The sequence below is a fragment of the Rhodococcus sp. IEGM 1409 genome (genome assembly GCF_030056735.1).
Classification (GTDB): domain Bacteria; phylum Actinomycetota; class Actinomycetes; order Mycobacteriales; family Mycobacteriaceae; genus Rhodococcus_F.
This window is the reverse complement of sequence record NZ_JASHKN010000012.1, coordinates 116,884-128,136: the sequence shown is the minus strand read 5'-3', so window position 1 is coordinate 128,136 and position 11,253 is coordinate 116,884. Positions and strand designations below refer to the sequence as shown.

The following is an 11,253-nucleotide window of genomic DNA, read 5'->3' as shown; positions in this document are numbered from 1 at the left end:
CAGTGCTCTCCAGATTCGGCGGGGGGCTCAGTGCTCTCCAGATTCGGCCGGGGCGATCAGCGCCGGGCCTGCCGCGCCGCCGTGCGCGAGCGCATCGAGGAACGAACGTGCCCAGCGATCGACGTCGTGCGTCAGGACCTGACGACGCAACGCGCGCATGTGGCGTCGGCCGTCCTCTCGCGGTTGATTGAGGGCCTTCTCCATCGAATCCTTGACGTCGTCGAGGTCGTGGGGATTGCACAGGAATGACTGGCGGAGTTCTGCTGCGGCACCGGTGAATTCGCTGAGCAGCAATGCGCCGCCCAGATCACTGCGGCAGGCGACGTATTCCTTCGCGACCAGGTTCATGCCGTCGCGAAGCGGCGTGACCAGCATGAGGTCGGCAGCGACGAAGAACGCGATGAGTTCGTCGCGCGGGATCGGCCGATGGATGTAATGGACGACGGGGCGGCCGACTTCGCTGAACTCGCCGTTGATTCGGGAGACCATCTGCTCGATGTCTCCGCGCATCTGTACGTAGCTTTCGACGCGTTCGCGACTCGGGGTCGCCAACTGCACCATGACGGTGTCGGCGGGATCGATGCGCTTCTCCATGAGAAGTTCGTGGAGTGCGGCGAGCCTGACGTCGATGCCCTTGGTGTAGTCGAGGCGGTCGACGCCCAGCATGATGTGCTTGGGGTTTCCGAGTTCTTTGCGAATCTGCTTGGCGCGGTCTCGAATTGCCTTGGTGCGAGAGAGTTCGTCGAGCTTGCCGGAGTCGATGGAGATGGGGAATGCGCCGACGCGGACGCTGCGGAAACCTACTTGCACCACACCGAGTTTGGAGCGCACGCCGACGGTTCCGCGTGAAGTCTGCTGCCCGGCAAGGCGTCTCGCCAGGTAAAGGAAGTTCTGTGCGCCACCCGGAAGATGGAAGCCGATGAGGTCGGCGCCCAGGAGACCTTCGACGATCTCGGTGCGCCACGGCATCTGCATGAACAGCTCGACCGGGGGAAACGGAATGTGCAGGAAGAAACCGATGGTGAGGTCGGGGCGAAGCATCCGCAGCATCTTCGGTACCAACTGCAGCTGGTAGTCCTGGATCCAGACGGTCGCGCCCTGTGCCGCTGCCTTGGAAGTGGCTTCGGCGAACCGCCGGTTCACCTCGACGTAGGCGTTCCACCATTCGCGGTGATACTCGGGTTTGACGATGACGTCGTGATAGAGCGGCCAGAGGGTGGCGTTGGAGAATCCCTCGTAGTACTCGTTGATCTCCTCGGCGCTCAGCGGCACGGGGTAGAGCTCGAGTCCGTCTTCGACGATCGGGTCGAGGTCTGCGTCCGGGACGCCGGCCCAGCCCACCCAGGCGCCCTGATTGCTGCGCAGGATCGGCTCGAGGGCGGTGACCAGTCCACCGGGGCTTCTCTTCCAACGGGTGGTGCCGTCGGGAAGTCGTTCCAAGTCGACGGGCAGGCGGTTAGCTACGACGACGAACTCGGCCTGCCCGGACACGGTGTCACCGGTCGAAGAAGCAGGTGCGCTGTCAGAAAGGGTTGAACTGGTCGAATCCGGACTGACAGGCACGTGGTTCCTTCTCGGTCGGTGAGGGAAAGATTCAGTCGAGCTTGGCGGCGGGGGAGATACCGAGCATCGAGAGCAGCATCCTGCACTCGTCGGCATCTTCCGCGTAGGCAGCGACAACGCGCTGAGCCATGCGCGCTGTTTCCTCGGCGACGGTCTCGATTTCCTCGTCCGCGATCTCGGTTTCCACGGTCGTGTTCTCAGCCATCATGTTCCTCTCGTGCTTGCCTGCACGGCGCAAGCAATGATTCTTACTCGCGACTCTATGAGAACTGGGCGTGTCGACGCTAGTTGCTCATGTATTAGGGTCGACTTACTTATCTCCGTACTTAACTTTATCGCTTCCATCGATGCTTGGAGTTCCATGAGTTCGACCCCCTCGAGTGTGACCGTCGACTCGGACGAGCCGGAGAGTGGCAAACACAGCGGTGCTGCGATTTTGCGACGCGTCCTGGTCCGCAACCGTGGCCCACTCACTATCGGCACGGCCCTGGTCTGTCTGCACCAACTCACCGAGACGGCGGTGCCGATCTCCATCGGTGTGATCATCGACCGTGCGGTGGAGACTTCGGACACCACGGCCTTGATCGTCTCGATCCTCGGTCTCGCGGCTCTGTTTCTCGTTCTGACGGCCGCGTGGCGTTTCGGCGCCCGGTTCATCGTCACCGCCATGCAGCAGGAGGCTCATCGTCTCCGGCTCGAGGTGGCGCACCGCGTCCTCGATCCACGCGGGGTGCGTACTGATCTGCGATCGGGCGAATTGCTGACGGTTTCCACCTCGGACGCCGAACAGACTTCATGGATCGCCGACATCGTCCCGCGCGCCGCGGCGGCCCTGACCGCTGCGGTGGCGTCGGCGGTGGCGTTGGTGTGGATCGATCTGTGGCTGGGACTGGCCGTTCTGATCGGTACTCCGGTCATTCTCGGTCTGCTGCAACTGGCGGCGCCGCTCATCACGTCGCGGGCCACCGGTCAGCAGGCGTCGATCGCGCGGGCGTCGGCGATGGCTACGGATCTGGTCAGCGGATTGCGTCCGCTGCGTGGTATCGGCGGCGAGAAGACCGCGTCGGCGCGTTACCGCACGATCAGCCGTCAGGCGCTCGCGTCGACGATCGGCACGGCGAAGGCAACCGGTATCTACACCGGCGTTGCCGCGACCATCAGTGCGTTGCTCGCAGTCGGTGTTGCCGGCTTCGCGGGATACTTCGCGTTGCAGGGCCGGATCACGGTCGGTGAACTGATCACCGTGGTGGGGCTTGCGCAGTTCATCATCGAGCCACTCGGATTGCTCGCGTCGATTCCCGGATACTTCGCGGTGGCGCGGGCGTCCTCGGATCGACTGGCACTGGTCTTGGACGCGGAGCCGCTGCGGGGAGCAGGTTTGCAGACCGAACTCGAAGGTACCGATCTGACCCTCGACGGCGTCGAGTACAAGTCTCTCAAGGGCATCGATCTGCACCTGCCCGCTGGGGAACTGCTGGGCGTCGTGGCTTATCAACCGCAGGACGCCGACGCTCTTGTCGCGGTCCTGTCCGGTCAGCTCGCGCAGGACGCGTATCGCGGCGTGGTCCGGGTGGGCGGAATCAGCCTGTCCGACATGGACTTGCGATTGGCGCGTCGCACAGTGCTGGTGGAGCCGCACATCACCGATCTGTTCTCCGGGTCCCTCGCTTCGAACGTCACCGCGGGCGCCGGTGATGCCGCTGGTCTCGACATCCAGAGCGCTCTGGTGGCGTCGGCGGCAGCGGATGTCGTCGAGGCACATCCGGACGGCCTCGACCTCGAGGTGACCGATCGAGGCGCGAGTTTGTCGGGAGGTCAGCGTCAACGCGTCGCCCTTGCACGCGCATTGGTGGCAAAGGCTCCCGTGATGGTTCTGCACGATCCGACTACGGCGGTGGATGCGGTGACCGAGGCGTCGATCGCCGAAGGAATCGCGGAACTGCGGCACGAAGGTGCCGGTGGCATCCACACGACGGTATTGATCACCAGTAGCCCGGCTCTCCTGGCCGTGACGGATCGAGTCATCGTGTTGAACGACGGAGTGATTGCCTCGATCGGCACACATTCCGAACTCTCTCGCGGCGACGCGAACTACCGAGGAGCGGTGCTGCGGTGACGGCCACGGACATGACAACCGATATGCCGGTCGCGGAGAAAGCGACAGAGCGCGAGTTGTTGCCGATCGCGAGTGGTCGCCAGACCTGGACGTGGTTGCGGACAGCGCTGGCCGAACACCGGATGCAGAGCCTGCTGGTCCTGATCGTCGCGGCTTCGGCGTCGGCGATGGCCTTGGTGCCGCTTTACGTCTTCGGTGTCCTGGTCGACCGGGTCCGGGACAACGCGCCCACATCGACGATCGTCGGAGTGGTCGTGATCATCGCCGCCGCCGCACTCGTGGGCGGTGTGTTCACCGGTGTGGCCGCCTATCTGATCAAGCGACTCGGCGAGACGATCCTGGCGGATCTGCGCGAGCGAACCGTGGACCGCGCATTGCGCCTGCCGATCCAGACCGTCGAGAAGGTTGGAAAGGGCGATCTGCTCTCACGAGTCGGCGACGACGTGTCGGTGATCGCCAAGGCTGTGTCCGACGTGGTTCCCGGCATGATCGCGGCGATTCTGCTCGTGGCTCTGAGCATGGTGACCATGCTGGGACTCGACTGGCGACTCGGCCTCGCCGGAATGGTCGCGCTGCCGATGTACGCGCTGGCGCTCAAGTGGTACCTGCCGCGATCGGCCCCCATTTACGCTGCCGAGCGGGTAGCGATGGGTGCTCGTTCACAGGCGCTGATCAGCAGCCTCCAGGGTGCCAAGACGGTGCGCGCATACAGCCTCGAGAAGGAACATCTCGGTCAGATCGATGCAGCGTCGGCAAAAGCGCGTGATCTGGCAGTCGGAGTGTTCGGCCTGTTCACCAGATTCGCCGGTCGCGGTAACCGCGCCGAATTCGTCGGCCTGTCCATGATCCTCGTCGTCGGATTCCTGCTGGTTCGTGAGGACGTCGTGACAGTCGGTCAGACGACGACGGCTGCGCTGCTGTTCCATCGCCTGTTCAACCCGATCGGCTCGCTGCTCTACACCTTCGACGAAGTGCAGTCCGCCGGCGCCAGCCTCGCGAGACTGGTCGGCGTTGTCGAGATCTGCGAAACGGAGCGTTCGACGGATACGGGTTCCGTTCCGACCGACGGCTCGCTTCGTCTGGACGACATCCGGCACAGCTACGACGGCGGGCACGAGGTACTTCACGGAGTGACGCTCAGCCTGCGAGCGGGGGAGCGGGTGGCGCTCGTCGGTTCGACCGGAGCCGGAAAGACGACGCTTGCGGCGATCGCTGCCGGTTCGATCACTCCGACGTCGGGGCGCGTGTCGATCGGCGGTGTCCCGCTTGCCGACCTCGATGACCTACGACGCCACATCGCGATCGTGAGTCAGGAGGTCCACGTCTTTGCCGGACCCCTGATCGAGGATCTGAGATTGGCGGCTCCCGAATCCTCGGACGAGGACGTAGCCGCTGCGCTGCGAACCGTCGGCGCGTACGAGTGGGTTGAGGCTCTCGACGAGGGAATGCTGACCGTCGTGGGCGAGGGCGGGCACGAGATGACGGCGGCGCAGGCGCAGCAGTTGGCCTTGGCGAGACTGGTATTGGCCGACCCTGCCGTCGCTGTACTGGACGAAGCGACAGCGGAGGCCGGCAGCGCCGGAGCGCGGGAACTGGAAGCGACTGCCGAAGCCGCTACGGAGGGCCGCACCACTCTGGTTGTCGCACACCGGCTTACCCAAGCCGCGGGCGCCGACCGAGTGATCGTGCTCGAACACGGGCAGATCGTAGAAGAAGGCCCGCACCGCGAACTGGTGTCCGCGGGCGGGCGTTACGCGCAACTGTGGGCGGCCTGGGAGGGTCGCGACTGAGGGGGTTCAGACGATCAGGTGAGGTACCCGCCGCCGTGGGGGAAGAACTCGGCGGCGGTGTACTCGCTGCCGTCGTCGAGTCGGACGCGCTCGATCCGCAGGCCCTTGTTCTTGCCCGACCACGCGTCGGGGCCCGCGACGATCACCATGCCGCCGTCTTCCTGGATGAACACTCGGCCGGGGGTTCCGCCGTAGTGCCCGCGTGAGACGGACGCCTTCAGGATGCGGATGCGCTGGCCTTTGAACTCCGCGAAAGCGTTGGGGTATGGATCGGACTGTGCCCGGACGAAACGCTCGATGACCTCGGCCGGCCAGGACCAGTCGACGTGGCTGTCCTGCGGTGCACGCTTGTGGAAGAACGTGGCCTGCGAGCGATCCTGCGGCGTCCAATCGGTCCGCCCGGATGCGATCAGATCCAGGGCGTCGAGTGTGATGGGGCCGATCATGTCGATCGTGCGGTGGAACAGATCGGTGACGGTGTCCGCGGGGCCGACCGTCGTCGAACGCTGCAGGACGATGTCGCCCGCATCGAGTTCCTCGTCCATCAGGTGCGCCGTGAGGCCGACTTCTTCTTCGCCGTTGATCAGGGCCCAGATGAGCGGGGAGAACCCCGTGTACTTGGGCAGCAGCGAATCGTGGATGTTGAGGGTGCCGAACTTGGGCGCGTCGAAGACCGCCGCCGGCAGCCAGGTGCGCCAGTTGTTGGCGACGATGATGTCGGGAGCAGCTTCGGCCAGCGCGGCCTTGAACGCGTCGTCAGGCTTGTTCGCCACGTGAACGGGTACATCGTTCTCGGCCGCCAGATCTGCAACCGAGTCCGCCCACATCTGTTCGTAGACGTGCTCACTCTTCGGGTGTGTGATTGCCAGCACGACCTCGTGATCGGAGTCGATCAAGGCCTGCAGGGTACGGTGGCCCCAGGTTTGGTATCCGAGCGTAGCGACTCTCAACGGGGGTCCTCCTGGACGAGCATGGGCTGGGGTTGGCGGTGACACGACCGCCCATCAGCTTAGGCTATCCAACCAAAATTGTTGATCACACGTACGAGGAGGAAGGCTGACATGACGGTCGCCACAATCAACGGAATCCCCATCAATTACCAGGTCAAGGGTGATGGAGATCTGGTGGTGCTCATCATGGGGACCGGTAGCCCCGGCCGCGTCTGGGATCTGCACCAGACTCCGGCATTGGTGGCCGCCGGCTATCGCGTCGCCACCTTCGACAACCGCGGAATCGCACCGTCCGGCGAGAGCCTCGGTGGCATCACGATGCCCGACATGGTTGCGGACACCGCCGGGCTGATCGAGCATCTCGGCGGCGGCCCGGCCCATGTCATCGGCACCTCCATGGGCGCCCGGGTTGCGCAGGAACTGACACTCGCCAGGCCCGATCTGGTTCGCAAAGCCGTGTTCCTCGCCGGCCACGCCCGGATGGATCATTTCCAGCAGGTCCTGACCGAGGGTGAGCGCCAGTTGTTCGACAGCGGCGTCGCCCTGCCGGCCAAGTACCGCGCCGCAGTGACGGCGGTGATGAACCTCTCGCCCGCTACGCTGGCCGACGATCACTCCGCGCGCGACTGGATGGACATCTTCGAGTTCACCGGCGGCGCAACGTCACCGGGTGTTCGCGCGCAGCTTGGTATGGACCGCGCTTTCGATCGACGTAACGAGTACAAGTCGATCATGCGCCCGTGCCTGTCCGTCGCTTTCGCCGACGACCGCATGATCCCGCCTTACCTCTCCCGCGAGGTGGCGGACTGCATCGCGACGGCGTCGTACGAAGAGATTCCCGACGCCGGGCACTACGGATACCTCGAGCGCCCGGAGGCCGTGAACAAGGTGCTGATCGACTTCCTGGCGAAGTAGTTCTTTCGCACGCGAGAAAGGGCCTGACCCGCTACCTGCGGGTCAGGCCCTTTCTCGCGTTTCATGCCAGTGCCAGGAACAGCTTCTCGAGTTCGGCCTCGGTCATCGGTTCCTGACCTTCGGCGCTTTCGCCGGTGAGGCATTCGCGCAGCCCCGACGCGACGATCTTGAACCCTGCTCGGTCCAGCGCTTTCGACACGGCCGCGAGTTGCGTGACGACGTCCTTGCAGTCGCGGCCGTTCTCGATCATCGAGATAACCCCGGCAAGTTGGCCGTGAGCACGCCGCAGTCTGTTCAATACGAGCGAAATGCTCTCTTCGTCGCCGGTCATGGTGGCCCCTTCTCGAGTGTTCGTGCTGCGACCGAGGGTACCCCTGGGGGCATATCAGTGTTTGATCCAGTGTTCAATCCGACTGCGGCGTTCGATCCGGCTGCGGTGTTCGATCCGACCGGTGTCAGATGATCGAGGTGACTGCCGCACGCAACTTGACGGATGCGTCGGCCGCCACGGACTCCAGGCCTGGTTCGCTGGAAACCTGAACCATGAGAGCGGGATTCATCGCTTCGACGAAGAACGAGTTCTCGGTGGCCGTATCTTCGCGGACGACGACGTTGCACGGCAGCAGGAGGCCGATCTGACGATCCACCGAGACTGCCCGATGGGCCAGCGGTGGATTACAGGCACCCAGGATCAGGTATTTCTCCATGTCCTCGCCCAGCTTCTCCTTGAGTGTTGCCTGCATGTCGATCTCGGTCAGGATGCCGAAGCCCTGCTCGGCGAGCGCGGCACGCGTGCGGGTGACGACGTCGTCGAAAGTTCCGGTGACCTTGGTTGCGATCGCGATCGGTTCCGTGGGGGTTGTCATTGCCTGCTCCTCGTTGTGGCTGTCGATTTCTGTTGTCTCCATGATACCCCTGGGGGTATCAATACAACAGTGATGTCGGGTACACGGTCAGCCATGCGAGAAGCTGATCTTCGGCAGGACGCGTCGTAGCCATGCCGGTGCCCACCAGGCCGCCCGGCCTGTGAGACGCAGGAGTACGGGCAAGAGCACCAAGCGGACGAGCACTGCGTCCAGGAGGACAGCGACACCGAGGATGATCCCCATTTCCTTGGGCGGCAACGGATCTGCCAGCGCGAAAGTGAAGAAGACCGCAACCATCACCGCTGCCGCCGCCGCGATGACCCGACCCGAATGCGCGAGGCCGTCGATGTGTGCGATCTCGGGGTCACCTGTCCGTTCGTAGTGCTCTTTGGCGCTCGAGAGCAGGAACACGGTGTAGTCCATCGCGATGGCAAAGATCATGGCGAAGAAGAAGACCGGACCCCACCCGTTGAGAAAACCCTGGGGATCGAAGCCGAGCAGGCCGGATCCGTGACCGTCCTGGAAGATCAGCTTCGCGATTCCGAACGCGGCCCCAGTGGACAGCAGGCTGACCAGCGTGCCGATCAAGGCGATCAGAGGTGCCTGGAGAGCGATCAGCAGCAACAAGAATCCGAGCGTCAGAATCACGACCACGACGATGGGCAGGTAGTCGTTCAACGCTTGCTGGAGATCGAGATTTTCGGCCGGAGCGCCGCCGACGAGCGCCGATTCCGGCAGCTGTGACCGAAGGTCGGCAAGGATGGTTTCCATCGCAGGATCCGACGGGTCGACAATGGGAACTGCTTGCAGCATAACCAGATCGGATCCGTCGGTTGCTTGCTGGGCTGGGGTGACCATGGCCACGCCGTCGACGCTCATGGCAACACGCGAGGTGTCAGTTGCATCGTCTGCGGACGTGACGATCTGCAACATTCCGGGAGCGCCGTCACCGAATTGCTGCTGCACCAGTTCGTAGCCCTGCCGAACCGGGGCGTCCTCGGGAACCACGGCGATGGAGGGCATCGCCACCTTCAGTCCGAAGACCGGGACGACGAGTGCGATCAGGATGAGCAAGGCGCCGACGCCGAAAGGCCACGGGTGCTTGTGCAGCAGCGACGCCCAGGCTGCGAACATCGGTGAGCGGTGCTGCTGGCGCTTTGCGTACGGTAGAGAACCGCCGTTGACCTTGGCGCCGATCCTGCCGAGCACGGCGGGTAGCAGGGTGAGAGTTGCGGCGAGAACGAAGATCACGGCGAGCATGATGCCGACAGCCATCGTGCGTACGGCGGGGGCCGGAACGAGAAGAACCGCAGACAGACTGACCAGAACTGTGAGGCCGGAGAGGACAATTGCTTTGCCGGCGGTGTCCATCGTCTGGGCCACGGCGGCCCGCGGATCCGGATCGGTTCGTAGTGCTTCGCGGAACCTGGCGACGAGGAAGAGTGCGTAGTCGATGCCGAGCGCGAGGGCGAACATCATCGCGAAGTTCATGGCCCACACGGAAATCGGCGTGATCTCGTTGAGGATCACGAGTCCGCCCGCCGAGGCGACCAGGCCCGCAAGGGTCAGCAATAGCGGGAGCCCCGCGGCAACCAGGGATCCGAAGGCCAACACCATGATCGCGAGAGTGACGGGCCACGACATCATTTCGGCCTTGATCATCGCTTCGTGATTGGCCTTGTTGAAATCGCTCCACAACGCCGACGCGCCGGTGGGGTACACCTCGATCGTGTCCGTGGACAGTGCCGTGAGTTTTTCGCCGAGTTCGTCTACCGCTCGCACCATGTCGTCGGTATTCGCATTGGCGCCAGCAATCATGATGCCGGTATGTCCGTCCTGGCTGATGGTCATGCCGGGCTGTGGAGCGACCACTTCGCCGAAACGAGGGTCCGCGGCAAACAGCTCGGTTGCCGCGGCCAGAGTTTGCTGCATCGACGGATCGGCGATGTCCAGAGAATTGGAGTGAACGACCACCTGCACTGCGGCGGAGGAGTTTCCGCCGAAATGCTGCTCGGCCAACTCGCGAACCTGCACTGACTCGGATCCGTTTGCCTGCCAACCAGCTCCGGCCAGGGAGGTGAAGACACTGGGCGCTGCGGCGCCGAGTGCAACCAGCGCGATCAACCAGACGCCGACGACGAGGCGGGTGTGCGCCGCCATCGATCGGCCGAGTTGCGCGAGTGTGCCGTCGGCTCGGGCGGGTGGGTCCGCGGTGACAGTTCTGGTCGCTGACATCTTCACTCCTGATACGGGTGGGGGTATTCCTGACCGTTACCTGTATACCCCTAGGGGTATCGGTCTGTCACATTCGAGGGTTCTCTATGCTGCTGGGGGCACCGTCTGATCAGTGGCGGTGAAACGAACTTCGGTGAAACGGATATTGGGAGAGCGATCATGGACGCGCACGACTGGGACGAGCGATACCGAGCGGTGACGGAGCCATGGGGAGTCGACCCGGCAGGAACCGTCGCAACAAGAATTGCCGCCCTGAGGCCGGGCGCTGCGATCGATCTGGCCTGCGGCGACGGCCGTCACGCGCGGTGGATGGCCGGGCAGGGTTGGTCGGTGACCGCGGTCGACTACTCGTCGGTGGCGATCGATCTGGCACGGGCGAGTGACCGGGACAAGGCCGTCGACTGGCGGGTCGGCGACGCGACCACGTGGCAACCGGAAGGTTCGGTCGACCTGGTGTTGGTCAGCTTCCTTCACCTCGAGGTCGATGAGCTGGCCGAAACGCTGAAGCGTGTCGGGCAATGGCTTGTTCCGGGCGGACGCGTTCTTTATCTGGGGCATTCCATCGAGAACTTCCACCGTGGGGTGGGCGGCCCACCCGAACCGACCATTCTGCCCGGTATCTCCGATCTCGCCAGAGCGGCGGAGGGATCGAGGGTCTACGCACTCGAACACGTGGTTCGGCCGCAGGACGGTAAGACGGCAATCGACGTTCTGCTCGAATTCGGTCCGTGGGAACAGGTCTGACCAGGGCGGGAGTGCACCTTCACGTTCCTGGGTAGCCTACCCTAAACTGGCGAGGGTGTTCGTCGTTCGATGAG

At 64.0% G+C, this 11,253-nt stretch carries 10 protein-coding genes; 4 read left to right on the top strand and 6 right to left on the bottom strand.

Annotated elements, in window-relative coordinates:
* Positions 1–27 precede the first annotated feature (27 nt).
* On the bottom strand, positions 28–1,491 hold the full coding sequence (locus QM716_RS25685) for an alpha,alpha-trehalose-phosphate synthase (UDP-forming) (protein WP_283306997.1): 1,464 nt from the start codon (positions 1,489–1,491) through the stop codon (positions 28–30).
* A gap of 103 nt (positions 1,492–1,594) precedes the next feature.
* Positions 1,595–1,768: a hypothetical protein gene (locus QM716_RS25680; RefSeq protein WP_214886961.1), complete on the bottom strand. Its 174-nt coding sequence runs from the start codon at positions 1,766–1,768 to the stop codon at positions 1,595–1,597.
* Positions 1,769–1,924: 156 nt separating this feature from the next.
* Between QM716_RS25680 and QM716_RS25675 the strand changes: the two genes are divergently transcribed.
* Together QM716_RS25675 and QM716_RS25670 are read left to right on the top strand one after the other, a co-directional pair.
* The gene (locus tag QM716_RS25675) at positions 1,925–3,679 is read left to right on the top strand and encodes an ABC transporter ATP-binding protein (RefSeq protein WP_283306996.1); all 1,755 of its coding nucleotides are present in this window, start codon (positions 1,925–1,927) and stop codon (positions 3,677–3,679) included.
* A 23-nt stretch (positions 3,680–3,702) separates the two neighbouring features.
* A complete protein-coding gene (locus QM716_RS25670) occupies positions 3,703–5,469 on the top strand; it encodes an ABC transporter ATP-binding protein (protein ID WP_283307095.1) in 1,767 nt (588 codons plus the stop codon).
* A gap of 14 nt (positions 5,470–5,483) precedes the next feature.
* On the opposite strand, the gene QM716_RS25665 is transcribed toward QM716_RS25670, so the two are convergent.
* Complete coding sequence (locus QM716_RS25665) at positions 5,484–6,419, bottom strand: methionyl-tRNA formyltransferase (protein WP_283306995.1); 936 nt, start codon at positions 6,417–6,419, stop codon at positions 5,484–5,486.
* A gap of 111 nt (positions 6,420–6,530) precedes the next feature.
* Between QM716_RS25665 and QM716_RS25660 the strand changes: the two genes are divergently transcribed.
* Entirely contained in the window at positions 6,531–7,334 is an 804-nt protein-coding gene (locus QM716_RS25660) for an alpha/beta fold hydrolase (RefSeq protein WP_283306994.1), read from the top strand.
* Between the two features lie 61 nt (positions 7,335–7,395).
* On the opposite strand, the gene QM716_RS25655 is transcribed toward QM716_RS25660, so the two are convergent.
* The 3 genes from QM716_RS25655 to QM716_RS25645 form a co-directional block, all read right to left on the bottom strand.
* A complete protein-coding gene (locus tag QM716_RS25655; protein WP_230814895.1) occupies positions 7,396–7,665 on the bottom strand; it encodes a metal-sensitive transcriptional regulator in 270 nt (89 codons plus the stop codon).
* 124 nt (positions 7,666–7,789) lie between these two features.
* A complete protein-coding gene (locus QM716_RS25650) occupies positions 7,790–8,200 on the bottom strand; it encodes a DUF302 domain-containing protein (RefSeq protein ID WP_283306993.1) in 411 nt (136 codons plus the stop codon).
* A gap of 87 nt (positions 8,201–8,287) precedes the next feature.
* Complete coding sequence (locus QM716_RS25645; RefSeq protein WP_283306992.1) at positions 8,288–10,435, bottom strand: MMPL family transporter; 2,148 nt, start codon at positions 10,433–10,435, stop codon at positions 8,288–8,290.
* Between the two features lie 159 nt (positions 10,436–10,594).
* Between QM716_RS25645 and QM716_RS25640 the strand changes: the two genes are divergently transcribed.
* A complete protein-coding gene (locus QM716_RS25640) occupies positions 10,595–11,179 on the top strand; it encodes a class I SAM-dependent methyltransferase (RefSeq protein WP_283306991.1) in 585 nt (194 codons plus the stop codon).
* Positions 11,180–11,253: the final 74 nt, after the last annotated feature.

Coding starts and splice junctions, on each gene's coding strand:
- QM716_RS25640 (WP_283306991.1), top strand. CDS start 10,595: ATGGACGCGCACGACTGGGACGAGCGATACCGAGCGGTGACGGAGCCA.
- QM716_RS25650 (WP_283306993.1), bottom strand. CDS start 8,200: ATGACAACCCCCACGGAACCGATCGCGATCGCAACCAAGGTCACCGGA.
- QM716_RS25680 (WP_214886961.1), bottom strand. CDS start 1,768: ATGGCTGAGAACACGACCGTGGAAACCGAGATCGCGGACGAGGAAATC.
- QM716_RS25670 (WP_283307095.1), top strand. CDS start 3,703: ATGCCGGTCGCGGAGAAAGCGACAGAGCGCGAGTTGTTGCCGATCGCG.
- QM716_RS25655 (WP_230814895.1), bottom strand. CDS start 7,665: ATGACCGGCGACGAAGAGAGCATTTCGCTCGTATTGAACAGACTGCGG.
- QM716_RS25645 (WP_283306992.1), bottom strand. CDS start 10,435: ATGTCAGCGACCAGAACTGTCACCGCGGACCCACCCGCCCGAGCCGAC.
- QM716_RS25675 (WP_283306996.1), top strand. CDS start 1,925: ATGAGTTCGACCCCCTCGAGTGTGACCGTCGACTCGGACGAGCCGGAG.
- QM716_RS25660 (WP_283306994.1), top strand. CDS start 6,531: ATGACGGTCGCCACAATCAACGGAATCCCCATCAATTACCAGGTCAAG.